Origin of the sequence: Actinoplanes aureus (assembly GCF_015704865.1) — a bacterium.
Taxonomy (GTDB): domain Bacteria; phylum Actinomycetota; class Actinomycetes; order Mycobacteriales; family Micromonosporaceae; genus Actinoplanes; species Actinoplanes aureus.
Window position 1 is genome coordinate 273,023 of record NZ_JADQTO010000012.1, and the last position, 23,753, is coordinate 296,775.

The window sequence follows — 23,753 nt, forward strand, 5'->3', positions numbered from 1 at the left end:
GGGCTACTTCTGGCGTGCCGTGGTGCCGGTCGCCTTCGGCGGCTCGTACTTCGGCAGTCGTTCGCTGATCTCGTTGAGCTTGTCGAGGATCTCCTGCTGCCGTTGGGCCGCGTTGGCGTCGGTCTCGACCAGGCCGACGGCGTCCTTGAGCTGCCCGACGCTGTTGTTGGCTTGATCAACCGCGGTCTTGACCTCGCCGACCGCGGTGCCGACGCCGTCGACTGCGGTCTTGGTCTGCCCGATGCCCGTGTTGGCCTCGCCCACCGCCGTCTTGATCTCGTCGAGCCGCTGGCCGATGTCGACCGGCGGGGCGGTAGGTGTCTTGATGATGAAGATGCTGACCGTCGAGTTCTTGTTGCGGACGGTCCCGCCGGCCGGGTCCTGATTGAACACCGTCCCGGCCGTACCGGAGGTCTCGATCTGGCGAACCACCGGGCGCAACCCGGCCGCGGTGATCGCCGTCTTGGCGTCGGCCTCGGACCTGGTCCTGACGTCCGGCACCACGACGGCGACCGCGCCGCCCACTCCGGAACCGATGGTGACTCCCGAGATGGCCATGAGCGTGCCTACTTCCGGCCCAGCAGCAGGAAGAGCAGCAGCAACATGGTGGTGTCCATCGGGCCCTTGCCGTCCGAACCCGAACCGGAGTAACCCGGCATCAGCAACAGCAGCGGCAGCAGCAGGTTCAGCTGGTTCTGCGACTGGGTGACCAGCTTGACCGGGTTGCCCTGCTCGTCGGTGGCGTCGGTGGTCTCCTGGCTGAGCAGGGGCAGCAGGATGGCGAGCATCTTGGTCTGCTGGAGGTCCGCGCGGGTCGCGTCGGTGCCCTTCTTGCGCTCGGTCATCTCCTTGCGCAGCGCGGCGCTCACCCGGTCCTGCTCGGCGCCCAGGCTGTTGGCCCGGGTCTCCAGGGCCTTGACCGAGTTGCTCAACGTCTCGATCTTGCTGTCCAGGTTGCGGGCGGCGGCCTGCACCTGGCCCTGGCTGGCGGCCGACGGGTTGGCCCGTGGTGCGAAGCTGCTCTGCCGGCTCGGCGTACGGACCGGAGCGGCCCGGCGGCGCGGAGTCCGCTCCTCGAAGTCCTCGAACTCGTCGAGCAAGGTGTCGATGTCGTCGACGTAGCCGTTCATGTTTCTCTCCCTTCGGCGGTCCGCGGACCGGGTGGTGTGATGGAAACCCGCCCGTGCAGGCGGACGTGGGTACGGACGGCGGGCAACACCAGCCGTCGGAAGCTCTCCGGGTCCGGTATCGCGTGACCGGGACCGCCCCGGCCCCGGCACCACCGGCAGTCCGGGTCCGCGCCGAAGCACTCCGGGCAGGCGCCCAGCGCGGCGGCGAGTTCGTCGAGGGTGGCCCGGACCGCGGCGAGTTCGCCGGTCAGCTCCTCGACGTAGCGGCGTACCGCCTGGCCGCGCCGGCGCAGCTCGTCGCGGCGGCGCTCCTGGTCCTCCCGGGCCAGCAACTCCTCCTGCGCCTGCCGCTCCTCTTCCTCCTCCTGGGCCAGGCGTTCGGTGAGCTGGCGCTCGCGTTCGGCGAGCAGGCCGGAGAGCTGGCTGAGCTGCGGGTCGGAGGCGGCCAGTTCGGCGAGGCTCTCCGGCAGGCCCGGGCTGCCGGAGAGCTGCTGGGTCATCAGCTGCAGGAGCTGGTTCTGGTCCACCGGAGTCACCCCAGCCGGACGAACTCGTCGTACTCGAGGTCGGCCTCGTCGTAATCCAGCAGATCTTCGGCGTCGTCGTACTCGGCGTCGGCGGCCAGCATCTGGAGCAGGCTCCCGGCGGCGGCGTCCGGGTCGGCCGTGGCGAACTCCCAGGAGTTGTCCGCCAGGGCCTCGGCCTCCGCCTCGCGGGCCAGCGCCCCGAGCAGACCGGCCAGGGCGCTCGCCGGGACCGGGGTGCCGGCCTGGCCCACCGGGACCGGGGTGTTGGCGCCGCCGAGCAGGCCGCGCAGTGCCTGCGCCATCTCGGGGCGGCGCAGCAGGCCCAACAGGTTCGCCACCGCCGGAGGTGCCCCGGCCGCACCGGGGCCGAGCAGCCCGCCGGCCGTGCCGACCACGCCGCTGAGCACACCGCCGACGTCGCGCGCCGCGCCCGTACCGTGCTTCTGCAGCGCGGCACCGGCGGCGCCGGCCGCGGCACCACCGATGATGCCGGGCAGGCCGAGTTTGCTGCCGGCCAGCGCGCCGCTGAGAGCGCCCTGCGCGCCGCTGGCCACCACTGGCGCGGCCTGCTTCGCGAACTGGCCGATGGCCTTGCCGAGTCCGCCGAAGAACTCCTCGTACTCGTCCGGGGTCACGCCCTCGCCGAACGCCGACTCGAAGGCCGCCTCCAGTTCGGAGTCGGACAGGTCCGCGTAGCGCTCGCCGAGCACGTTCCGCAGCTGCGGGTAGTAGGTGTCCGCCATCGCGTCTCCCGTTCAATCGTCGCGTTCGGTGCCGGCGGCGCCGCGCCGGATGGTGGCCGCCAGCCCGATCACCGCCACGTCCCGGAACCGGTCCAGGTACGGCCGTAGCCGATAGACCGCTCCGGTGCCCGCGGCCAGGTCGACGCCGAGCACCGCGAGCTGCGGGTACTCGTCCACCAGCCGTTCCGCCATCGCCGGCAGGGTGCCGTCGGTCAGATCCACCACCACGACGTCGGCGTGGCAGTTCCCGGCCTCCAGCAGGGTGTCCATCTCATCCGCGGTGTCCGCCACCAGCAGCAGGTCCGGCTGCCCGGCCACCGCCGCCAGAACCGCCGTACGCAGGTCCGGCGACGTGCCGCCGAGCTGGATCCGGATGGGGGACACCGCTCGACCGTAGACAGCCGTGCGGCGCCGGGCATGAAGCCGACGATCCAGCCCGGGGACCGGAAGGGAACCAGCGGAAAAATGAACCGAAGGATCCGTATCAACCGGACGGACACGTTGCCGACAGAACCGGCGGCGGCAGCGGGTTAACCTCGGCGCAGCCCTGAGGAGGCGCCGCGTCCGATGATCTCTTTACTGGTCCTGGGCCCGGTTCGGGTCTACCGCGAGGTGCTGGCCGACGCGCTGGACCGGCACGAGGGCGTACGGGTGATCGGCGTGACCGCCTCAGCCGCCGAAGCCGCCGACCGGGTGCGTGGCCGGCCACCGGCCGTGGTCCTGGCCGACGCCTCCACCGGCGCCGGCGTCCACCTGATCCAGGAGTTGTTCCGGGCCGGCGTGCCGGCGCGGGTGGTCGCGCTGGCCGCACCCGAGGACGAGGCCGGCGTCATCGAGTGCGCCCGGGCCGGTGTCGGCGGGTTCGTGGCGAGCGAGGCCGCGCTGCGTGAGGTGGTCGCGGCCGCGCACGCGGTCGTCCGCGGCGAGGCACCCTGCCCGCCCCGGGTGGCCGCCACCCTGCTGCGCCGGGTGAGCGCCGCCACCCCGGCGAACCGGGACGTCCGGGCCGGCGCCGGGCTCACCGCGCGGGAACGGGAGATCCTCGCGCTGATCGACGAGGGCCTGTCCAACAAGGAGATCGCGTCCCGGCTCTTCATCGAGGTCAGCACGGTGAAGAACCACGTGCACAACATCCTGGACAAGCTGGGGGCACGGCGCCGCTCGGAGGCGGCGGCGCGGGCCCGGGCGCATCCGCGTTACCTGCGCGTGCCCGGCTGACCCACCCCACCGGGCGGGTCCGTCGGCAGGGTGACGTAACGCTTGACCGCACCGCCGTGCGGGGGCCAACGTCGCAAGGATGGAGCAGTTCGTCGGGCGGACCTGGGTTCTCGATCTCGTCGGGTCCTGGCTGCGTACCGGCGAGGAACGCTTTCTACTGCTGGTCGCCCGGCCCGGCTGGGGCAAGACCGCGGTCGCCCGGTGGCTCACCGGCGACGCCACCCGGCTTCGCGACGCCTGGGCGGCCACCTACTTCTGCGTCGCCCGCGGCCAGCGCGGCACCGTGCAGCCGGGACAGTTCACCGAGGACCTGGCCGGGCAGCTGGCCCGTGACCCGGCGTACGCGGCCGCGCTGATGGAGGCGAACGCGTCCGCGAGGTTCGACATCGACATCAAGGTCGGCACCAACCGGGGGACCGTGGCCGCCGTGGAGAAGCTGTTGCTGGGGCAGCAGGACCCGGAGGAGGCGTACCAGCGGGCGGTCCGGGCGCCGCTGCGACGGCTGCCGCCGCACGAGACGGACCGGGTGATCCTGGTGGACGCGCTCGACGAGTCGCTCACCGTCTCCGGCCGTACCACGATCGCGGCGCTGCTCGCCGGGTCCGGTGACCTGCCGGAGGGTGTGCGGTTCGTGCTGACCACCCGGCCCGATCCGCGGGTTCTCGAACTGTTCGACGACGCCCGGATCGTGGATCTGCACGAGCCCGCGTTCCGGGCCCGCACCCGGGCGGACCTGACCGAGTACGTGACCGCGCGGCTCCCCGGCGGCGACGTGGAGCGGCTGGTGGAGACCGCCGACGGCAACTTCTTGTACGCCCGGTGGGTGCTCGACGAGATGGCCGAGGGCCGGCGTACCGATCTGGCCACGCTGCCGCGGGGCCTGTTCGGCCTGTACCGCGACTTCCTGGACCGCCTGCTGCCGGACGACACCGACATCTGGCTGGACCGGTACGAGCCGCTGTTCGGCTGCCTGACCGTGGCCAACCCGGCGGCCCCCGACGCCAACCTGCCCCGCTGGCTCGGCTGGCCCCGGGGCAACGTGTCCCGGCGGCTGCGGGACGTCTCCCAGCTGGTCGAGTACGTCCCGGACAGCGGCTACCGGCTCTACCACCGGTCGGTCACCGAGTTCCTCGCCGCGTACCGGTACCGCGACAACGGCGGCTGGCATGACAACAAGTTCTTCGTCGAGCCGGCCGCGCATCACGAACGGATCGCCCGCTACTACCTGGAACGGATCGCCGGGGAGTGGGCCGGCGACTGGAGCCGCTGCGACACGTACGGGATCAACCAGCTGGTCGGGCACCTGCGCGCCGCCTGCGAGCTGTCCGAGGACGGCGACGCCGCGGACCTGTACCGGGTGGCTCTCGACCCGGGGTTCCAGGCGGCGCAGCAGGACCGGACCGGTGGCATCCACGTCACGCTGAACGGCCTGCGGTCGGCGCTCGAGGTGGCCGTCACCGGAGGGCCGGGCGGGCTTTTGCCGGCGTTGCGGTGCGTGGCCTCCTTCCGGAGGCTCACCGGCGGGGAGAGCCTGTCCCGGGCGGTGTTCGCGGCGATCGAGGCGAAGGACTTCCGGCAAGCGGTCAAGAAGATGTCCCACTACACCACGGGTCCGGAGACGGGTCTGTGGACCACGGTCCTCCAGCTCTACGTGGCCTGGGAGGCGGCCGCGGCGGGCGCCTCCGACCAGGTCGGTGACCTGGTGACGCGGTCCGTGGCGTACCGGTCGGAGCTGGCCGACGCCCTGCGGGCCGCGGTCGCCCGGGTGCCGGTGGACGCCGGCGCCGCCGATCCGAGCGCCGAATCGCGCATCGAACGGGCGGTCGAGCGGCTGGAACGGGCCACCACCGACGGTGAGACCGAGGCGGCGTCCGGGTTCGCCTTCGTCGAGCAGCGGGTCGACCCGCTGATGGATCCGGAGACCTCGGCGGACGTGGTGATCGACATCGAGCAGGGACTGCGCCGCCTGATCGCCGCCGGCCGGCGGCGTGACCTGCTCGATCGTGCCCTGGCGGCGGTGCTCCACAACCCGTATCCGCGCTATCGCGACACCGCCCTCCAGGCGCTCGGCGTCGCCGCGCTGGCCTCGCCGGACCATGGCTGGGCCGCGTTCCGCCTGCGGAAGATCCTGCGGGCCGGCCTCGACGACGAGGGCGTCACCTTCACCTTCGACCTGCCCGCCATGGTCGCCGCGGCCTGCCGGCGCCGGGGCATCGCCGCGCCCGGCCTGGACCAGTACGTCGAGCAGGGCGCGGGGACGGCCGACGTGTGGGGCACGCGGCTGCGTGCGCTGAGCGCTCAGGCCGCGGCCGCTTTCCGGCACGGCGACGCGAAACGCGCCGCCCTGCTGCTGGAGGCCGGGAGGCAGACGGAGATCACCTATGCGGGGTACGGGGTGACGGCCGCCCTCGCCCTCGTCGACCGTTGCGACGAGATCGGCCGGCCCGACCTGGCCGACACGGCACAGTGGGGCAACGGGGGCAATCTGACCCTGCCGGAGCTGGCCGCCGACTTCGCGACCCGGGTCTACGACCGCCTCTTCGGGTTGGAGCGCATCGCACTGGTCCGGGAGCACGCAGAGTGGCGGGCCGAACCCGTACCCGATCAGGAGGTCGTGGCCGGGCGGCTGGCGCACCTGCCGGACCGGGACACGCGCGCCGCGTACCGAAACCATGTCGCGGCCCGGTGGGGCGCCTCGCCGGACCGGCGTGTGGCCGCGCGCGTCGGCTCCCTGGTGCCCGGCGCTCTCTTCGACGCCACCGGCCTGGACGCCCTGCTCGCCCGCCTGGCCGCCGCCGCGCTGCCGGCCTTGACCGACGCCCAGGTCCGCGACCTGGCCGCCCTGGTCGAGGCCGGCTTCACCACCGGCCGTCCCTGGCGGTTCGGCCAATGGCGCTGAGTGCCGCCATGCAGTCCTTCACCACGTTCAAGGACCTGATCGCGGTCGCCATCGCCGCGCTGGCGGTGGTGCTGTCCCTGATCACGGTGATCGTGCAGCGACGTCAGCAGCAGCGCGAGGCCTATCGGCAGGTACAGGACGTGCTGATGTCTGAGACCGTCCAGCGTGGACGCTGGATGGTGATCGACATCGGGAACGGGGATCGGCCGGTTCCCGCGCGGGGCACGCCGGACTTCTATCTTCTCAACCGCACGCTGGGCGTCTACGACACGCTGGCGATGTACGTGCGGCGCAAGGTGGTGCCGCGGAAGTGGGTGCTGGATATGTGGCATCACCCCCTGAAGGCGATGAGACCGGGCGCGGAGAAGCTCGCCCAGCGGCATTTGGAGATCGGGCTGGACTGGCGGCCGTGGCCGGAGTTGTGGTCTCTGCTGAAGGCCGCCGAGGGTTACGAGACCGCCCTGCCGTGCTGCACCGAGCCCGCCGACCAGGCAGACGAACCTCCATGGGCTGGGCCGTAGCGGGCGGCTCACCGGCCCCGGTTCACGACCGCCGCAACGAGCGCAGAGCTCCGATCGCGCCGGTCGTAGCCAGCGCCCACACGACGAGCAGCGGCTGGAAGAGCAGCCGCACCGCCCGCTCGGTGTCGGTGTCCAGGCCGAAGCCGTCCTTCTGCTCGACGAACTGGGCGATGTTGCCCGGAAAGACGGCGATGAAGAACGCCGCGGTGATCGCCCCGACGATGCCGCGGGCGGGCTGCTTCCAGGTGGCGAGCAGGGCGAGGGCGAGGCAGATCTCCACCACGCCGGACGCCAGGACCACGAAGTCCGCGTCCAGCGGCACCCAGGACGGCACCTGAGCCTGGAACTCCTCCCGGGCGAAGGTGAGGTGGCCGGTCCCGGCGAAGCCCAGCGCCGCGCCGAGAACGATCTGCCCGGCGGCGCTCGCTATCCGCATACGCCGTACCGCAGGAAGATCACGCTGTTGGCGAAGCGCCGCTCCTCCAGCAGCTCCAGGTCCGCCCGGACGTCGTCGGGAAAGACCCGCTTGCCTCCGCCGGCGATCCGCGCGCACTCGACCATGAAGTCCGGCTGGTCCGGCACGGTGTGGGCGGTCTCCCAGTAGGACGTCACCTCATACATCCGGCGGCCGTAGAGGTAGGTGCCGAACGATCGCATCCGATCGTTGATGAACCGGTGGGACTCCTCCTCCGGTGTAACCCAGCCGAAGTTGCCCTCGCGGTGTGCCATGTCGTGAATCTACACCAGACCGATTGCAATTTGCAGTCGGTTCGGCATGGGCGCCGCGCCGTATCTTGATGACATGACGGCATCTTCGGTCGCGCCGCCGGCCGTCCGGCGGCCCGAGCTCGACGCGATCCGTCTGGTCGTCGTGCTGGGCCTGGTGTTCTTCCACGCCGGACTGGTCTTCGACGCGCGCGACGACTTCTACGTCAAGAACCCGCAGACCACCGAGGCCGTCACCTGGCTCGCCGGGCTCGGCGTGGTCTGGGCGATGCCGGCACTGTTCCTGATCGCCGGCTTCGGGGCATGGCACTCGCTGCGCCGCCGAGGTGCCGCGGGATTCGCCCGCGAACGGTTGCTGCGGCTCGGCGTACCCCTGCTGTTCGCAAGCGTGACGCTGCTGCCGTTGCCGCAATGGCTGCGCCTGAAATCAGCCGGCACCGACGAGTCCTACTGGCGGTTCCTCGGGCGATACTTCGACGTCCACGTAAGCCTGTCCGACTTCCCGTTCCTGGTGCAGGGCGAGCACTTCGAGACCGGTCACCTGTGGTTCGTCGTACTCTTGCTGGCGTTTTCCCTGATCGTCGCCGTCCCCGCGGCCTGGCTGCCGCGCGGCCGTGACGCGCTGGCTGCGGTCACCGCCAGGCGAGGGCTTGTGCTCCTGCTCCCGGCGATCCCGATCGCGCTGGTCGGAGCCATCCTCGGCATGGAGGAGCCGTTCGCCGGCTGGAGCCGCTGGGCCTACCTGCTGTTCTTTGTCTACGGCCTGGTGCTGGCCGCCGACGACCGCTTCCGGGAGGCGATGCGCCGGGACGCGAAAATCGCGGCCGTCGCCGGAATCCTGCTGTTCGGCGCAGCAGGGATGGCACTGAGCACCGCCGACGGAGACCCGTTCACCGACATGACCGCGCATGCGGTGGTCGCCCGGGTGCTCTTCGCAACAGCCGGCTGGTGCTGGGTGGTGGCCATCCTCGGCCTGCTCGACCGCCCATCCAGAGACGCCGGCCGCCCAACAGCCGGCCAGCAATCAGGAAGCATCGACCGCCGATCGAAGGCCTACGCCTACCTCGCTGCCGCCGCCCTGCCGCTGTACATCCTCCACCAGCCGATCGTCGTAGCGGTCGCCTACTTCGTGGTGCGCTGGCAGCTCCCGGCGCCGATCAAATACCTCGCCATCGTGGCGGCCTCCTTCGCGATCATGTTCGCCGTCTACGACATCGCCGTCCGGCGCACCCGCGTAACCCGCTTCCTGTTCGGCATGCGCACCGGCTGAGCAGCTCCACTTCCGCTTCGAAGGTGGTCCCGCGCAGCTGGGTCCAGCCAGAATCCGGGGGTCCGGCTCCTTTTCCGGTACGCGTGACCGGCCGTTCCGCCGGAATTTCCTCGTCCCCGCTCTCCCGACGCGAGCCAGCCGCCCCCTCCCGGCCCCAACGCGACCACCGGGAAACACCAATCCCTCCCGCCCGACCCGCCCGGCATGTTCCGCCCGGCCCGTTCCGCCCGCCCGGCACGTTCTGCCGGTCGCGTGCCGCGCCACGTCGTGCCGCACAAGGTCGTGCCGCACAAGGTCGTGCCGCACAAGGTCGTCCGCGCCGGGCTGTCTCGCGCCTGCTCACCACAGGCGCCCGGCCAGTGCCGCGGCATGCACGCCTCGAGGCGCACACCCGTTGCGCACCCGTTGCCAGGGTCCCGCGGTCGCGCAGCCATCCTGTCAACCAGCCGGTGCCGGCCCGTTGCGGCGGTGTGGTGGCTGCTGGCCAGCGCCCTGGGCACCGGGTCCCGGCCGCACCGCCACTCACGGCCGAACCGACCAGCGCTGCAACCCCCACCCGTCCCCGCCGATCCGCGGCGATCACGGCTGCGTGGTGGATCGGTGACATTCCCGGGCCCTCGATCAACTACGGCCGGCGAAACCGCCCTCCACGACCACGACCGCACTCCACGGCGTCATCCCGGCCCGCGTGCACCCCCATCACGGCCCGAACACGCCAGATCCAGCGAGCCAGTAACGCTCCCCACCCGGCCCCACAACGTGCGCCAGCGACGGCCCGCGCCTGCCAGCCGTAGCCCACGCACCTGACCGGGCCTCATAGCGTGCGCCAGCGACGGCTCGCGCCTGTCGGCCGTCGGTCACGCACGTCACCGGGCCTTATAGCGTGCGCCAGCGACGGCCGGCGCCTGGCAGCCGTCGGCTACGCACGTCACCGGGTCTCATGGCGTTCGTTAGCGACGGCCGGCCGCTGCGTGCCGTGAGTTTCGTGATCTTGCGCTACGTGCGATGTACCCAGAACCAAATTCGATCAGAGCTCTTTGGGAGCTCGGCTCACTGCATTCGCGTCGATGCCGCCACCGAGAGGCTGCGGCGGCAGCCTGCCGCCGGGTGGCAGAAAGGTGCGGAAAAGTGGACGGTTGGCCCTTCCGTGCGTCCGGGTCCGAGGGTGAGGATCTGATCACGACTGGTGATGGCCCGGGTGCCCACGGTGATCATCTGCTGGTCGGTGCGCCGGAAGGGATGGGGTGCTGTCCGAAGAGAACAAGGCTCCCGCGCGGTCGCGGCGGAACAGCCTGCCGGCCGGCCCCGCAACGCTGTCGATGATTCGCCGGTCCGTTCTCGTCAATCCGGAGCAGGCGCTGCGCACGCTGCACCGGCGTGATGACTGGGAGCCGCCGGTCCGCGCCCTGCTGCTGGCCGAGACTCATCTGCGCCTGCACTGCGTGACCGCTGACGATCAGGGTTTTCATCTTCGGGAGGCGTTCGGAGCGGCGCAGTCCGCGCAGGCACTCACGGTTGTCACCGGGGTGGCTGACGAGCGGTTGTTCGCCGCGAGCGCGGTGGTCGCCGACATCGCCTGCTGCGCCGGAGATCCGGCGGCGGTCGCGGAGTGCACCGAGTATTTCAAGCTGGCCGCCGCCGTCCATGACGAGGTCCGCGCGTACTGTGCTGCCGCGATGCGAGCCGTGGCCCAGTTTCACTGGCTGGACTGCGTGGCCGGCCGGGCTCTGCTGGAGAGCGTGCACCGGCGTTGCCTGGACTGGGCCGACGGCGCCGACTTCGCGCAGATGGTGGCCGACACGCTGACCGTGATGGCGCTGGCCTGCGACGGGTCCGGCTACCGGCTCGATCCGCGCGCCTGGGCTCCGGTGCCGGGCGGAATGCTGCATCCCGAGGTGCTGCATCCGCCGGCTCGCTATCTGACCTCGCGCCTGCGGCGCCGCATGCCGGCGCACACCTGCGGCGCCGCCTCGCCGCCCGCTGTCTGACACCCGGCGCATCAGCCCGGCGGCGGCGCTGGGGCCTGGAGTGGGCACTTGATCGCGTGGTGGGGGCGGGACGCTGCGTCGGGCGTACTGATGAAGGGTTTTGAAAGGGGTTTGTGTGGCGCGGTGGGGGTTGCGGGCGGGGACGGCTGCCGATCGTGATTGGATCTTCCGGCTGCGGCATGCCGTTTACGCGGAGGAGCTCGGCCAGCACGCCACCACCGAGGCGGGGCGGCTCAGCGATGCGATGGACGGTCTCGGCGTCGTGTACCTGGTGGTCACCAGCGCGGACATCCCGGTCGGGTTCGTGAGCATCACGCCGCCGTGGGCCGGGCGGTGGTCGCTGGACAAATATCTGTCCCGCGCTGAGCTGCCGGTGCTGGACGAACCGGACGTGTTCGAGGTTCGGATTCTCACTGTGGAACCGCGATGGCGGCGCACGGTGGCCGGGCCGTGGCTCATGTACGCGGCGCTGCGCTGGGTGCAGTCGCGCGGCGGGCGGCGGATGGTGGCGATGGGGCGCGCCGATCTGGGTGGGATGTACCGGGCCGCCGGGCTGCGGCCGACCGGGCAGACCGTGGTCTCCGGCGCGGTGACCTTCGAGGTCATGATGGCGACGGTGGGCGAGCTGGCGGAGCGGATCCGGCAGCGGTACGGCGCCGCGCTCGATCGCCTCGCCCCGGACGTGGACTGGTGCCTCGACGTTCCGATGCGGACCGGGGCGGACGGCTGCCTCCACGGCGGTGCCTCGTTCGAGGGTGTCGGCGCCGACTTCCGCCACCTGCACCGCCGGCACGAGGTGGTAGCCGCCGACGTGCTCGACGCGTGGTTCCCGCCCGCGCCCGGAGTGCTCGCCGCGCTCGCCGACGACCCGGCCTGGCAGGCCCGGACCTCCCCGCCGGTGGACGCGGCCGGACTGCGCGCCGAGATCGCGGCCACCCGAGGTGTGCCGGAGGATTCGGTGACGGTCGGAGCCGGCTCGTCCGATCTGATCTTCCGGGCGTTCCGGCAGTGGCTCACCCCGGACAGCCGGGTGTTGCTCCTGGACCCCGGCTACGGAGAGTACGCGCACGTCACCGCCGAGGTGATCGGCTGCGAGGTGGACCGTCTGCCGCTCACCCGGGCCGAGCGGTGGCGGATCGATCCGGACCGGCTCGCCGCCGCGCTGGCCGGCGGCGCCTACGACCTCGCGGTTCTGATCAACCCGAACAATCCGACCGGCGGGTGGCTGCCCGCGACGACCCTCCGCGAGGTCATTGCGCAGGTGCCGCGGCAGACCCGGGTCTGGGTGGACGAGGCCTACGTGGGCTACATCGGTCTCGAGCACTCGCTGGCCGGCGCCGCACCCAACGTCACGGTCTGCACGTCGATGTCCAAGATGTACGCGCTCTCCGGCATGCGGGTGGCATACCTGGTCAGCGATCCGGCGACCGCGGCCGGACTCCGTCGCTGGACGCCACCCTGGGCCGTGAGCCTGCCGGCCCAGCTGGCCGCGGTCGCGGCGCTGCGCGACCCGGCCTATTACGCCGCGCGCTGGCGGGAGACGGCGTCGCTGCGCGCCGACCTGGCGGCGGCCTTGCAGGCCACCGACCGGGCGTTCCAGGTGGATCCGGCGGCTGCCAACTTCCTGCTGGTCACCATGCCGGGGTACGCGAAAAGCGCGCCCCGGTTCGTCGAGGAGTGCCGCCGGCACGGCGTCTACCTGCGTGATCTGTCCCCGATGTCACCGGCGTTCGAGGGCCGCACGGTGCGGGTGGCCGTCAAGGACCCGGCGGCCAACGCCCGGATCGTCGCCGCTTTCGCCGCCGTCGCCTGACCTGGCTCCCGGTTCCGGCTCCGGTTCCGGCTCGGGAAAAGCTTGTATCGAAAGGCTTCGACGTTACAAGATGTTGCTGGGAGCGCTCCCACTCCCTCCCGTTCCCCGCCTCAAGGAGTACAACCGTGTTCGACAGAAGGGCAAGAAGACGCCTGGCCGCGGCCGCCACCGGCCTGGCCTTGGCGTTGACCGGCATGATGGCACCAGCCGCGCCGGCGGCCGCCGCCGTACCGGCCGACGACTGGCTCCACGTGCAGGGCAACCAGATCGTCGACTCGGCCGGGAATCCGGTGTGGCTGACCGGCGTCAGGCGTTCCAAACCCGGCTACATTGGATCATGGGGGAGGAGCCGGGCATGGCAGACGGACGTACGGGGGTCGCCTACATCCGCGTTTCCAAGGTGGGTGGCCGCGGCGATGACCTGATCTCGCCCGAGGTGCAGCGTCACACGATCGACATGCTGGCGGAGCGCGAAGGCATCAGGATCGTCGCGGAGATTCAGGACATCGACAAGTCGGGTCGCTACTTCGCCAAGCGGCGCGTGAAAGAGGTGATCCAGGGCGTCAAGGAGGGCCGCTGGTCCTACGTGATCCTCTGGAAGTGGTCGCGGTGGGGCCGCAACCTCAAGGAGTCCCAGATTCACCTCGCGGCGGTCGAGGAGGTCGGCGGCATTGTGCGGGCCGCGACCGAGGACGTGGATCCGAAGACGACGATCGGCCGGTTCACGCGAGATCAGCTGCTGTCGATTGCGCAGCTTCAGTCCGACATGATCTCGGACAGTTGGAAGGAAGCGCAGGACAAGCGTCGCCGTGATGGTCTTCCGACGGATGGGAAGCCTCGGTGGGGATACGTCTACGAGGGCAAGCGGTATCGGGTTGACGAGTCGCTGCGGGAGACGCTGAAAGCCGCGTACGAGGCGTACGTGAGTGGAGCGTCGCTGCGTGGCATGGCCTTGGAATGGAATGCGGCGGGGCTGCGGACGACGACGGGCATCCTGTGGAACGGCGGCCGGCTCGGTCACATGCTCGATACCGGCTTCGCTGCCGGCTGGATCAGGGAGCGGTCGGATACGGCGGCCGCGGGGAAGTACAAGATCGCCGACTTCGACGTCTGGCGTAGGGGTGCCCACGAGGCGATCATTTCGCTGGAGTTGTTCGAGCGGTATCGCGAGCGGCGTGCGGCCCAGGCGAGGATGGCACCTCGGTCGCGAACGGCATCCCATGCCTTGTCTGGTCTGATGTTCTGTGGATATCCGGATTGTGGCAGCGCGATGGTCTCGAGCACGTCGGGCCGGAGGCGTGTGCTGAACTGGACGTGCAATCGTGCGGCCGTTTCCAAAGCTCATGAACCGAACAATGTGTCTGACCTGCGGGCGATGGGGTTCATTCTCGGTTGGGTTGAGCGGCACGTGCAGCGGGGCGAATCGGTTACCGAGGAGGCGCGGCGTCTTGAGGCTGGGCGTCAGGCGACGAATGACGTTGAGGCACTTGATGCGGATATCTCTCGGTTAATGCGTAAGCGTGCGCGTTTGGCAGACTCCTGGACGGACGAGTTGATCGACCGCGAGGACTATGTGCGCCAGCGCGCCGAGATCGCCGACGCGCTGGCAGCGGCTGAGGCCGGTAAGCGGCTGGCCGAGAAGCGGGTCGCGGCAAGCGGTATCACTTACGTTCGTCAGTTCGGTGATCTGCTGGACGAGTGGGATCGGTTCACGCCGCATGACAAGCGCGAGGCTCTGGCTGCGGTGTTCAAACGTGTGGTGGTCCATCCGGGCCCGTTCGGTCCGGACAAGCTGGAGTTGGTTCCGCTCTGGCAGGCAGATCGAGAGCGTTGGTGTGCTGTAGTCGTCGATTGAATCCGAACCCGTTCGCCGTGTTGGCCGTATCGAGTTGTGGTCTTGTCTACCTGTTCGTTTGACGGTGTCTTGGCTTGTCCGCCGGCACCGGAAGGCTGAGAGCGATGAAGCCTGTGGTCAGCTTGGCAACCTCGGAAACTGCCGGCGAACCCAGCTCAGGCAGTGTCAGGTACTCCACTCGACAGCGCTACAGGATGCGTTGGCCGCGTACCTAGCGCAACGCCTTTGCGTGAGTGGATCGAGGCCCGTGGGGGCTACGGTGCGGTGATGCTTCCGGGAGTGGTCTACCGGGTGTCAACTGCTCGTGCAGCGACGCCGGCACGGATCGGCGAAGTCGCCGGAAGGTGTATGGCATCGACCGGTAGGTCGATTTGTTGTGTCACCGAGGCTGCTGTAACCCGCCGCGGAGGGGATCGCTGCAACCATGTGGCCGTTGGACTGTGTCACGGTAACGTGAAGATCAGCTCGTGCGCCCTGCCCGTCGAAGGGTTGATCTGAGGTCGGCTCTCGGGCAGGAACAAAGTCCGAGGATGCGTATGAATTTGAGAGCGACTCACTACGGCTATGCGTACCAAGACCTCATCACTGGCATCGCTCTCGTAGACCTGATGCTTGGTACCGCCGACCAGGTGATCGTCGACACGAAGGGCGAACCGGGTGATCGGTTCGATGATCTGACCGTGAAATACCGGACAGGGCGGAGGATTCGCGTTCAGATCAAGCACACGAGTCTGGACCGTGAGCTGTCGAAGATACTTTCTCCGCAGACGGAAGAATCCGGGGCTTCGCCACGTGCTGATCGATGACGACGGCGTAGCGATGGTCGGCCGTCAATGGCGGGGATTCCTCGTCCATGACGGGAGCTACAGCCCGCTCGAACCAGCCGTTCACGGCACGGACCTTCTCATACGCCCTGACCTCTACGAGCAACTACTCAGTGCGGTAGGCGCGCATCGGCTCGCTACCGGGGTAGTGGTGGATTGCTCGCAGCAGGCATCCTCGCCCGAGGATATAGATGACGACGAGGAATGACACGTGTCGAGCGTAAGATCTGCGGTTTCTGATGTGGACGGCGGTGGTTGAGGCGACGCGATGAATTCCCGGATGGCCATCGCGGCTGCGAGCTCGTGGCTCGAGAGGTAATGCCTTCATCCGCGGCGATTTATCGGTCACCGGTCGTATCGCGGTGTGAACTCGCCTGATCGGCTTCCTTCTGGTTTAGGTCGGCGGCTTCCCGCCTACATGCGTCCGCGTGGGCTCTGGCGATCACTCGCCAGAAATCCTGCCAGCATTCGATTGCTGTCTTCTTCACCATCGCGATAAGCCCTCCCGCCGGCTGGGTAGTGGCGCTTGAGGGCCTCGGGCTCGAACCGTGGTCGGCCATCATGCCAAGCTCGGCGCAACCGAGGGACTACGGTTGGTGACGAAGTCCCGTGCCGTGACTATGGTTGCGTGCTCGCGCGGCGTGGCGAAAGTTGTCTGCGGTTGTCCCGGATCAGTGGCGCCGATTGCTGGAGGTCGAGCCAGACCGGCTTCGCGATCTTGCCGGGACGTTTGCGGACGGGGAAAAGCTGGTCTTGATGCCGTCCTCGGCGGGTGCCGTCTCCAAGAACCCACGCAGCGACGCGGCTCGCGGGGACTCGGCGTTCTGCACTGCCAACTCAGAGTGCGTCTTGAAGTGTCCCGCCCCGGGTTTGATGGAGACATCGAAACCTGGGAGAAGATTCAGTGGCGCTGTTGCGTTGCGAGATCAGCGGGCGCGCTGAGGTCGGCCGAGAGCAGGCATCAGATGGCTTTGGCGAGTTCGGTGAACGCCGCGGCGATCCGCAGGCCGGGTAGGGCTTCGGTTCCGAGTTCGTAGTGGCCGCGGCGCAGATTCTGCACGAAGGCGTGCCCGGCGATCACCACCTGCGCAGTCTCATCAGTCTGGAGTCCGCGCATCGGTCTCAGACGGTGCTTGAGCCGACCATGATCCGCTTCTATCGGGTTGTTCGCATACTGCTCGACGTGGTGCCAAGCCGCCGGCACCAGTTCTTCCAGCACGGCGATGTAGACCGGTGCGGCGTCGGTGACCACCTCGCTCGGGATCACCTTGAGCGTGCGCAGCACGCGGGTGAAGAACCGGCGAGCCGCCGCGGCGTCTCGACGGGTGGCGAGCAGCACGTCGATGACCTGACCGTGCTGGTCGACGGCCCGGTACACATAGCGCCAGATTCCGTTGACCTTGACGTAAGTCTCGTCGACGAACCACCGGTCACCAGGCGAGCGGCGACTGACCGGACGAACGGCCAGAGCCGTCCCTCCTTCGAGGGCGGACGTAACATCGCGATGAAGGTGCCGCCGCACCAGTGGGAGGCCACTGTGGCCTTCTATCGGGATACCCTCGCCCTGCGCGAGCTGGACAACCCCTTCACCTCCGGTCCGCAGTCAACGGGGTTCGCCTTCGGGTCCAACCATCTGTGGATCGACCGCGTACCAGGGGTGAGCCAGGCCGAGTTGTGGCTGCAAGTGACCACTTCCGACACGGCGACAGCCGCGCATCACTTAGCTGCCGCGGGAGTTGACCGGTGCGACGAGATCGAGCCGTTGGACAGCGACACCGCGTTCTGGGTCACCAGTCCAGCCGCCATCGTCCACCTGGTATCCGAGCCCGGGGACGCCGACTGAACCAGGTCAGCCGCAGAACGCCATCGGGTGACGACCGACCCGTCCGTTCCCGCGCTCCGGTGAACAACGTGCCGCACCTGGGTACGAGACAGCGTTATGACGCCAGCTCATAGGGCGTCTGATTCACGTACTTTGTAGGTTATGCGGCTTAAGTTGTCTCGCCAGATAGCGCGACAACAAACGGGGCTTCGGGCGCTCCGCAAGGTGTTGTAGATCCACCAAATGGTGGAGGCGCGAATCAACCCGAGCTCAGACGCTGCGGTGGACGTGGCGAGGGCGGTGCGCTCGTAACTTCGCAGTGTGACGGCATTGGAAGTACGAAATCTGCACAAGCGCTACGGGCAGCATGTTGCCGTCGAGGACGTCTCTTTCACCGTTGAGGCGGGGGAGATTTTCGGCATCATTGGGTCCAACGGCGCCGGCAAGACGACAACCGTCGAGAGCATCGCCGGGCTGCGAACGCCCGACTCGGGCTCGATCTCTGTGCTGGGACTCGACCCGGTCAAGGACCGGGCGGAGGTGCGTGAGCGACTCGGCGTGCAACTGCAGGAGAGCAGCCTCCCGGACGCGATCAAGGTTGCCGAAGCGCTCGAGCTCTACAGCTCCTTCTATCGGGACCCCGTCGATTGGCGCGAGCTCATGGAGCTCCTAGGTCTTACCGAGAAGCGCAACACGCGGTACAAGGCTCTCTCAGGTGGGCAGAAGCAGCGACTTTCGATCGCGCTCGCTTTGGTCGGCAATCCGAAGGTCGCGATTCTCGACGAGCTGACGACGGGATTGGACCCGCAGGCGAGGCGCGATACCTGGGGCCTCATAGAGCAGGTTCGTGACTCGGGTGTCACGATCCTGCTTGTCACGCACTTTATGGATGAGGCGGAGCGGCTCAGCGACCGGATCGCCGTCATCGATGGAGGCCGGGTTGCCGCAGTGGATACACCGGCAGGGCTGATTGCGCAGGCGAGCGCGATGCAGCGGGTCCGGTTCCGCGTGAGTCAGCCGCTGGACAGCAGTGTCCTGACCGAGCTTTCCGACGTGGCCGATGTCGAGGTCACCGGGGACCGCTGGCTGGTCACCGGCAGGGGACAGCTTCTGAGCATCGTCGCGGGGGCTCTCGCCAGGGCGCAGGTCGTGGCGCAGGATCTCCGCGTCGACCGACGCAACCTCGACGACGCGTTCGTGGCCTTTACAGGACGCGCCCCGGAATCTCCAGAACGCTCCGAGAGGAAGGCTGACTGATGCGTGCTCGCCTGAAGATGGTCAAGGTCGAGACGAAACTCTTCCTTCGGGACTCTGCCACCGTCATCTTCGGTGTGCTGTTCCCGACGGGACTCCTGCTCGGCTTGGGTGCCATCCCGGCACTCAGAGAGTCGCCGCCGGAAACCGGCGGGCTCCGGTCCATCGACATCTGGGCGCCGACCGCACTGGTGTTCGGGATGGTGATGATCGCCGTGCAGCACGTCCCGGCGGTGATCGCGACGTATCGTGAGCGCGGCATCCTGCGCAGGCTGTCGACCACTCCTGCGCATCCGCGGAGCGTCCTGCTCGCGCAGATGATCGTCGCGTTCGCCTCCGTGGTCGTCTCCGCGGCACTCATGATCTTCCTCGCCTGGGCGGTGCTGGATATCGCGCCGCCCGAGCGGCCCCTGGAGTTCGCCGTCGCCTTCGTCGTCGGCTATGCGGCACTGCTCGGGCTCGGCATGATCTCCGCGGCCGTGGCCCGCACGAGCAGTGCCGCGAACCAGATCGGTACATTCCTGTTCGTTGCGCTGATGTTCTTCGGCGGGGCATTCCTGCCCCGTGTCCTCATGCCCGACGTGCTGCGCGAGGCCGGCGAATTTCTACCGCCCGGGCTGCAGACTCTCACCGCGGCGTGGTCCGCCGAAGCGGGCGAGATCACCGCCACCGCCGGTGGCCAGCCCTTCTGGCTGCAGATTGCCATAATGGCGGGTGTCGCGGTGACCGCGAGCGCGGTCGCCGCGAAGTTCTTCCGCTGGGAGTAGGTGTCGATGACGCGGGACGCCGGGACCGGTGAGCGCCCGAGCTTCGGGACGTACGGATCCGCCATCACGGAAGAGGCGGAGATCGCGAATCGCTCCCGGTTGGCCTGGAAGAAGGAGCAGCTGCGGGTCTGGGACCTTCTGCAGCTGTTCACACCGTGGCTGCTGCTGACGATCTCGACGGCGATCTACTTCTCGTGGGTGCTTCCGGCCTCCGGAGAACGCTTCTGGCCCGAGGGCGCATCCGCCCTCGGGCTGGTCACGGTCTCGGTGCCGTGGGTGCTGTTCGGGCACACGCTGCCCATCAAGAGGAGGACGCTCCGGCCTGTGTCGGCGGGCATCTACTTCGTCGGGCTGCTGACACTGTGTGTCACCCTCATGACGTACTCCGAGATCTTCCTTCTCTTCACCATCGCGGGCTTCTTCCACGCGTACCTGCTCACGCCGTGGCCGTTGGGGGTACTCGGAGTCCTGGCCACCTCCGTGGCCCTCAACGGCTCGGCGATGCGCGTGTGGGCCAACCCCACCCCAGGGATGCTCGCGGAGTTCATCCTGATCGTCGCCGTGCAGACTGCGGCGATCGGGGTGGGCATCCTGCTGACAGCGCGCAGCGAGCCAGAGGAACGCAAGCGGGAGGAACTCGTCGAACGACTCGAGGCGGCACTGCACGAGAACGCCGGGCTCCACGCGCAACTGGTCACCCAGGCCCGTGAATCCGGGGCGCAGGACGAGCGGCAGCGATTGGCCAGCGAAATCCACGACACGCTGGCCCAGGGTCTCGCCGGCATCATCACACAACTCCAGGCAGCGGAGCGTTCCGCGAGTGTGCACGGCGAGACGGAAGAACACGTTGCGCGTGCACTTCGGCTCGCGCGCAGCAGTCTGACCGAGGCCAGACGGTCCGTGCAAGCGCTCGCTCCCCAGGAACTCGGGCGAGCGCACCTCCCCGACGCGCTGCGCACGCTGACCGAGCGATGGTCGCAGGACCAGGGGATCAGAGCGCGGGTGGAGGTCACCGGCGCCCGAGAGCCACTGAGCCCGGCGATCGAGGTGTCGCTCTTCCGGGTCGCCCAGGAGTCGCTGACCAACGTGGCGAAGCACGCGGAGGCCTCGCGCGTCGGTGTCACGCTGTCGTACACGGGCCCCGAGGTGCTGTTGGACGTGCGGGATGATGGCCGCGGGTTCGCGAAAGGTGTCGGCACCGGCTTCGGCCTGACGAGCATGCGCCAGCGCATCCGAGGCGTCGGCGGTCACGTAGAGGTGCAGAGCGCACCGGGCGAAGGGACATCCGTCAGTGCGCGCGTTCCGGCGATCGCCCCCGGGAGCACGAGAGCACAGGAGGAGACCGACCGATGATTCGACTGGTAATCGTCGACGACCATCCGATCGTGAGGGGCGGCCTTCGCGACACCTTTGCGGACGCCGAGGACATCGTCGTGGTCGGTGAGGCCGGTGACGGCGCCGAGGGCATCGAACGTGCGACGCTGCTGGCAGCGGATGTCGTGCTCATGGACCTTCGGATGCCCGGGATGGACGGCGTCGCCGCCACCGCGGCCCTGCGCGAGCAGGCCCCGAGTGCCCGAGTGCTGATCCTGACCACCTTCGACAGCGAGAGCGACGTCCTGCCGGCGATCGAGGCGGGTGCGATTGGCTATCTCCTGAAGGACGCGCTGCCCGACGAACTGATGCGAGCCGTCCGTGCAGCCGCGCGGGGAGAGTCGGTGCTCGCGCCGTCGGTAACGCAGCACCTCATGGGGCAGGTTCGCAGGCCCGGCGCCGGCACACTGACCGACCGAGAGAAGCAGGTGCTGCAATTGGTCGCGAACGGCAATTCGAATCGAGAGGCCGCTACAGCGTTGTTCATCGGCGAAGCGAGCATCAAAACCCACCTGCAACACATCTACGACAAACTCGGCGTTCGCGATCGAGCCTCGGCGGTGGCCGAGGGCTACCGTCGTCGCCTGCTCACGTGACCCCCCGCAGCCGGGCACCGCGCGGCGTGCGAGTGTCGGTGGCCGGGCTACGGCCGGCGCGACAGCGGGTTGAGTCCACTGCGGTGGCTGCTGCATCAGCGCTTCAACCCGGCCGTGGCCTGCCGGCGGACCCGCCGCCTCGGCGCAGCGCCCTGGGCGCCGCCTACTCGGCGCGCCATCACGCCGGGTCGCGCCGACAACGACAGCGCACCGCCCGGTCGCCGGAACGCTGAGAGCCGACCTGCTACGGGACGTCGAGGACGGCCTTGCCGGCGACGCGCCGGTCGAGCAGGGCCGCGGCGGCCTCGGCAGCCTTCACCCACGGCCCGCGCCAGCCCACCTGGGCGTCCAGCTCTCCGGTGGCGAGCAGCCCGACCAGGTGGGCGAGGTCGTCGCCGAGCGGGGTGCTGATGTTGAAGTTCTCGATCCGCCCGCGTTGCGAGCGGACGCGGGCCTCCTCAAAGTCGATCATGGTCGGCTCGCGAGATGCCTTGCCGACGGCCTGGACGACGCCGTCGTCCTCCAGCCGGAGGAAAGCGTCGGCGAGTTGCTGCCCGCCGACGTTGTCCAGGACGCCGTACACCCGTTCGCGCAGGCCGGCGGGTCCGATGACGATCTCGGCGGCGCCGAGGGCGGGCAGGCCCGCGGCGCGGTCGGGGCTGCCGACCGAGGCGATGACGTGTGCACCGGCGCGGGCGGCGAGCTGGACCGCGTAGCGGCCGACGCCGCCGGACGCGCCGGTGATCAGGATGCGGCGGCCGGCGATCGATCCGAGTCGGCGTACGGCCTGCAGAGCCGTTCCGGCGGCGACCGGGAGCGCGCTGGTCAGCCCGAGGTCGACGTGGTCCGGCACGATGGCAAGCTCGCCGGTGTCCACGGCGCGTAGCTCGGCCCAGCCGAAGGTGACCACGCGCGTTCCGGCCGCGGGTCCGGAGCCGTCGGCGGCGGGCTGGACGACGATGCCGGCGGCGTCCCAGCCCGGGATGTGGCCGGGTCGCGGGCGCGGGGAACGGTAGGCGATCTCGCCGAAGTTGAGGGCTGTCGCGGCGACCTTGATCAGAGCCTGGCCGGGGCCGGGCACCGGGTCGGGGACACTCGCGAGGGTCAGGCCGGGGTGGTAGATCAGCGCTTTCATGGGGTCAGCCTGATCCGGGCCGCGCATGACCGGCTGACGGCCGGCGCACGGCGGCCCGGATGCGGGCCTCGATCCGCGTGACGTCGCCGCGTTCGGCGGCTGGCAGCGGCGCTCCCGCCGATTCGCGGAGCGCGGCCGCTTGGGTCAGCAGAGCTTCGGCCTCCTCGGCCGAGCCCGCCAGCGCCGCCGCTCCGGCCAGTCCCTCGCGGGCCAGCGCGATGGCGCGCGGGTCGCCGAGCGCGGTGGCCACCGTCAGACCCTCGAGGTGCCAGGTGCGGGCGTGGACCGCGTCGCCGCGCTGTTCGGCGAGGAAGCCGAGCTCGGCCAGCACCAGGGTCATGCCGTAGTGCGGTGTGCCGTGCTCGTCCGCCATGCGCCGGTGCCAGGCCAACGCGTCCCGCAGGTGCCGTTCGGCGCCGTCGAGGTCGCCGGAGCGTCGGCCGCCGAGCGCGAGCCCCGTCCGCGCGAACGCGACGGCGAACGGGCTGGACTGCTCGGCCGCCAGCCGCAGGCCCCGCTCGTGGAACTCCTCGGCGCGGTCGAAGTCACCGGTCAGCAGCGCGATCCTGCCCAGGCTGGCGAGCCGGTAGGACGCGTCCACCCAGAGGTGCAGTTCCTCCGCGTGGCGCAGCCCGTCGCGGTGCAGCCGGGCGGCACGCTCGTAGTCGCCGGTGATCTCGGCCAGGTAGCCGAGCATGTCGGCGGCCTGCAGCCGGCCCCACCGATCACCGAGGGCGGTGAACAACGCGAGGCTCTCGGTGCCGCTGCGTTCGGCGAGGGCGAGATCGCCCTCGAAAAGAGCCTGTTTTGTACGGCTGGCAAGCGCCGCCGCCGTACCCCACTGGTCGCCCGCCGCTCGGAAGTCGGCCAGCGCCCCGTCGATCAGTTCCCTGGCGCGCACTGATTCCCCGAGGTGGAGGTGCGCCAGGGCCAGGAACCAGCGCGCCCGAGGGCTGGTTCCGGTCGCGGGGAGACGGTCGGCCGCCGGTCTGCCGGTCAGCAGGGCGAACCCCTGTGCCCACAGCGCGGCTTCGGCATCGTCGCGGACCGCGGACAGCCGGCGATGCCCTTCGCTGTGCTTGCCGCGCAGGTACCAGTACCAGGCCAGCCGGATGGTCAGGTCCGGATCGCCGGCGTGGTCGAGTACGGCGCGCAGGTTGGGCCTGAAGGGTGCCATCTCAGCGTTACAGCCGGTGAGCAGCGAAGACTCGGTGCGGCAGGCTGTCGGTCATGGTGGTTCGCACGCTTGCGTTAGTCGTTGTCCGACGGGTTCTTGGACTGGTCGGGCTGG

Annotated in this window: 23 protein-coding genes and 1 pseudogene; 14 read left to right on the forward strand and 10 right to left on the reverse strand. The window is 69.6% G+C overall.

From position 1 onward, the window contains the following. Positions 1-3 precede the first annotated feature (3 nt). Genes I4J89_RS25755 through I4J89_RS25775 form a run of 5 tightly spaced genes read right to left on the reverse strand, consistent with a single transcriptional unit; the run spans position 4 to position 2,784 of the window. Complete coding sequence (locus I4J89_RS25755) at positions 4-558, reverse strand: PASTA domain-containing protein (RefSeq protein ID WP_196416629.1); 555 nt, start codon at positions 556-558, stop codon at positions 4-6. A gap of 8 nt (positions 559-566) precedes the next feature. Further along, positions 567-1,130, reverse strand: a complete 564-nt coding sequence (locus I4J89_RS25760) for a hypothetical protein (RefSeq protein WP_196416630.1) — start codon at positions 1,128-1,130, stop codon at positions 567-569. Beyond that, positions 1,127-1,657: a hypothetical protein gene (locus tag I4J89_RS25765; RefSeq protein ID WP_196416631.1), complete on the reverse strand. Its 531-nt coding sequence runs from the start codon at positions 1,655-1,657 to the stop codon at positions 1,127-1,129. The genes I4J89_RS25760 and I4J89_RS25765 overlap by 4 nt, the downstream gene beginning before the upstream one ends. A 5-nt stretch (positions 1,658-1,662) precedes the next feature. Next, entirely contained in the window at positions 1,663-2,400 is a 738-nt protein-coding gene (locus I4J89_RS25770; protein WP_196416632.1) for a hypothetical protein, read from the reverse strand. Between the two features lie 12 nt (positions 2,401-2,412). Further along, entirely contained in the window at positions 2,413-2,784 is a 372-nt protein-coding gene (locus I4J89_RS25775; protein ID WP_196416633.1) for a hypothetical protein, read from the reverse strand. Positions 2,785-2,967: 183 nt separating this feature from the next. Between I4J89_RS25775 and I4J89_RS25780 the strand changes: the two genes are divergently transcribed. From I4J89_RS25780 to I4J89_RS25790, 3 genes are all read left to right on the forward strand, one after another. Further along, the gene (locus tag I4J89_RS25780; protein ID WP_196416634.1) at positions 2,968-3,618 is read left to right on the forward strand and encodes a response regulator transcription factor; all 651 of its coding nucleotides are present in this window, start codon (positions 2,968-2,970) and stop codon (positions 3,616-3,618) included. A gap of 79 nt (positions 3,619-3,697) precedes the next feature. Further along, positions 3,698-6,517, forward strand: coding sequence for a P-loop domain-containing protein (locus tag I4J89_RS25785; RefSeq protein WP_196416635.1), 2,820 nt, complete (start codon positions 3,698-3,700; stop codon positions 6,515-6,517). Then, positions 6,508-7,038, forward strand: coding sequence for a hypothetical protein (locus I4J89_RS25790; protein ID WP_196416636.1), 531 nt, complete (start codon positions 6,508-6,510; stop codon positions 7,036-7,038). The genes I4J89_RS25785 and I4J89_RS25790 overlap by 10 nt, the downstream gene beginning before the upstream one ends. A 22-nt stretch (positions 7,039-7,060) precedes the next feature. On the opposite strand, the gene I4J89_RS25795 is transcribed toward I4J89_RS25790, so the two are convergent. Next, positions 7,061-7,474, reverse strand: a complete 414-nt coding sequence (locus I4J89_RS25795; RefSeq protein ID WP_196416637.1) for a DoxX family protein — start codon at positions 7,472-7,474, stop codon at positions 7,061-7,063. Beyond that, positions 7,465-7,767: a dihydrofolate reductase family protein gene (locus tag I4J89_RS25800; RefSeq protein ID WP_196416638.1), complete on the reverse strand. Its 303-nt coding sequence runs from the start codon at positions 7,765-7,767 to the stop codon at positions 7,465-7,467. Before I4J89_RS25800 ends, I4J89_RS25795 begins: the two co-directional genes overlap by 10 nt. Before the next feature lie 73 nt (positions 7,768-7,840). Here I4J89_RS25800 and I4J89_RS25805 point away from each other — a divergent pair, with 73 nt between their 5' ends. The 6 genes from I4J89_RS25805 to I4J89_RS25830 all read left to right on the forward strand — a co-directional run bounded on the left by I4J89_RS25805 (position 7,841) and on the right by I4J89_RS25830 (position 15,722). After that, positions 7,841-9,034 carry an acyltransferase family protein gene (locus tag I4J89_RS25805; RefSeq protein WP_196416639.1) on the forward strand — a complete coding sequence of 398 codons (1,194 nt, stop codon included), beginning with the start codon at positions 7,841-7,843 and terminating at the stop codon, positions 9,032-9,034. Between the two features lie 1,244 nt (positions 9,035-10,278). Then, positions 10,279-11,022: a hypothetical protein gene (locus I4J89_RS25810; protein WP_196416640.1), complete on the forward strand. Its 744-nt coding sequence runs from the start codon at positions 10,279-10,281 to the stop codon at positions 11,020-11,022. A 115-nt stretch (positions 11,023-11,137) separates the two neighbouring features. After that, positions 11,138-12,835: a histidinol-phosphate aminotransferase family protein gene (locus tag I4J89_RS25815; RefSeq protein WP_309238482.1), complete on the forward strand. Its 1,698-nt coding sequence runs from the start codon at positions 11,138-11,140 to the stop codon at positions 12,833-12,835. A 355-nt stretch (positions 12,836-13,190) separates the two neighbouring features. Further along, positions 13,191-14,690 carry a recombinase family protein gene (locus I4J89_RS25820; protein ID WP_196416641.1) on the forward strand — a complete coding sequence of 500 codons (1,500 nt, stop codon included), beginning with the start codon at positions 13,191-13,193 and terminating at the stop codon, positions 14,688-14,690. A gap of 530 nt (positions 14,691-15,220) precedes the next feature. Beyond that, the gene (locus I4J89_RS25825) at positions 15,221-15,496 is read left to right on the forward strand and encodes a hypothetical protein (protein WP_196416642.1); all 276 of its coding nucleotides are present in this window, start codon (positions 15,221-15,223) and stop codon (positions 15,494-15,496) included. After that, positions 15,483-15,722, forward strand: coding sequence for a hypothetical protein (locus tag I4J89_RS25830; protein WP_196416643.1), 240 nt, complete (start codon positions 15,483-15,485; stop codon positions 15,720-15,722). Before I4J89_RS25825 ends, I4J89_RS25830 begins: the two co-directional genes overlap by 14 nt. A gap of 753 nt (positions 15,723-16,475) precedes the next feature. On the opposite strand, the pseudogene I4J89_RS25835 reads toward I4J89_RS25830, so the two are convergent. Next, positions 16,476-16,985 (reverse strand): annotated as a pseudogene (locus I4J89_RS25835) (IS6 family transposase); the annotation flags it as partial. Between I4J89_RS25835 and I4J89_RS25840 the strand changes: the two are divergent. From I4J89_RS25840 to I4J89_RS25860, 5 genes are all read left to right on the forward strand, one after another. Next, a complete protein-coding gene (locus I4J89_RS25840) occupies positions 16,869-17,357 on the forward strand; it encodes a hypothetical protein (protein ID WP_230859611.1) in 489 nt (162 codons plus the stop codon). The pseudogene I4J89_RS25835 and the gene I4J89_RS25840 overlap by 117 nt on opposite strands. A 300-nt stretch (positions 17,358-17,657) precedes the next feature. After that, positions 17,658-18,593 (forward strand): ABC transporter ATP-binding protein, encoded by a 936-nt coding sequence (locus tag I4J89_RS25845; RefSeq protein WP_196416646.1) that lies wholly within the window; start codon positions 17,658-17,660, stop codon positions 18,591-18,593. After that, on the forward strand, positions 18,593-19,357 hold the full coding sequence (locus tag I4J89_RS25850; RefSeq protein ID WP_230859558.1) for an ABC transporter permease: 765 nt from the start codon (positions 18,593-18,595) through the stop codon (positions 19,355-19,357). Before I4J89_RS25845 ends, I4J89_RS25850 begins: the two co-directional genes overlap by 1 nt. Positions 19,358-19,363: 6 nt before the next feature. Then, positions 19,364-20,710 carry a sensor histidine kinase gene (locus I4J89_RS25855; protein ID WP_230859559.1) on the forward strand — a complete coding sequence of 449 codons (1,347 nt, stop codon included), beginning with the start codon at positions 19,364-19,366 and terminating at the stop codon, positions 20,708-20,710. Then, on the forward strand, positions 20,707-21,327 hold the full coding sequence (locus I4J89_RS25860; RefSeq protein ID WP_196416647.1) for a response regulator: 621 nt from the start codon (positions 20,707-20,709) through the stop codon (positions 21,325-21,327). Before I4J89_RS25855 ends, I4J89_RS25860 begins: the two co-directional genes overlap by 4 nt. Before the next feature lie 244 nt (positions 21,328-21,571). Here I4J89_RS25860 and I4J89_RS25865 read toward each other — a convergent pair whose 3' ends face one another. Together I4J89_RS25865 and I4J89_RS25870 are read right to left on the reverse strand one after the other, a co-directional pair. Then, positions 21,572-22,462, reverse strand: a complete 891-nt coding sequence (locus tag I4J89_RS25865; RefSeq protein ID WP_196416648.1) for a zinc-binding dehydrogenase — start codon at positions 22,460-22,462, stop codon at positions 21,572-21,574. 4 nt (positions 22,463-22,466) lie between these two features. Next, positions 22,467-23,639, reverse strand: a complete 1,173-nt coding sequence (locus I4J89_RS25870) for a tetratricopeptide repeat protein (protein ID WP_196416649.1) — start codon at positions 23,637-23,639, stop codon at positions 22,467-22,469. Positions 23,640-23,753: the final 114 nt, after the last annotated feature.

Coding starts and splice junctions, on each gene's coding strand:
- I4J89_RS25870 (WP_196416649.1), bottom strand. CDS start 23,639: ATGGCACCCTTCAGGCCCAACCTGCGCGCCGTACTCGACCACGCCGGC.
- I4J89_RS25865 (WP_196416648.1), bottom strand. CDS start 22,462: ATGAAAGCGCTGATCTACCACCCCGGCCTGACCCTCGCGAGTGTCCCC.
- I4J89_RS25795 (WP_196416637.1), bottom strand. CDS start 7,474: ATGCGGATAGCGAGCGCCGCCGGGCAGATCGTTCTCGGCGCGGCGCTG.
- I4J89_RS25820 (WP_196416641.1), top strand. CDS start 13,191: ATGGCAGACGGACGTACGGGGGTCGCCTACATCCGCGTTTCCAAGGTG.
- I4J89_RS25755 (WP_196416629.1), bottom strand. CDS start 558: ATGGCCATCTCGGGAGTCACCATCGGTTCCGGAGTGGGCGGCGCGGTC.
- I4J89_RS25825 (WP_196416642.1), top strand. CDS start 15,221: ATGCGTATGAATTTGAGAGCGACTCACTACGGCTATGCGTACCAAGAC.
- I4J89_RS25760 (WP_196416630.1), bottom strand. CDS start 1,130: ATGAACGGCTACGTCGACGACATCGACACCTTGCTCGACGAGTTCGAG.
- I4J89_RS25805 (WP_196416639.1), top strand. CDS start 7,841: ATGACGGCATCTTCGGTCGCGCCGCCGGCCGTCCGGCGGCCCGAGCTC.
- I4J89_RS25770 (WP_196416632.1), bottom strand. CDS start 2,400: ATGGCGGACACCTACTACCCGCAGCTGCGGAACGTGCTCGGCGAGCGC.
- I4J89_RS25785 (WP_196416635.1), top strand. CDS start 3,698: ATGGAGCAGTTCGTCGGGCGGACCTGGGTTCTCGATCTCGTCGGGTCC.
- I4J89_RS25780 (WP_196416634.1), top strand. CDS start 2,968: ATGATCTCTTTACTGGTCCTGGGCCCGGTTCGGGTCTACCGCGAGGTG.
- I4J89_RS25860 (WP_196416647.1), top strand. CDS start 20,707: ATGATTCGACTGGTAATCGTCGACGACCATCCGATCGTGAGGGGCGGC.
- I4J89_RS25800 (WP_196416638.1), bottom strand. CDS start 7,767: ATGGCACACCGCGAGGGCAACTTCGGCTGGGTTACACCGGAGGAGGAG.
- I4J89_RS25790 (WP_196416636.1), top strand. CDS start 6,508: ATGGCGCTGAGTGCCGCCATGCAGTCCTTCACCACGTTCAAGGACCTG.
- I4J89_RS25855 (WP_230859559.1), top strand. CDS start 19,364: ATGACGCGGGACGCCGGGACCGGTGAGCGCCCGAGCTTCGGGACGTAC.
- I4J89_RS25850 (WP_230859558.1), top strand. CDS start 18,593: ATGCGTGCTCGCCTGAAGATGGTCAAGGTCGAGACGAAACTCTTCCTT.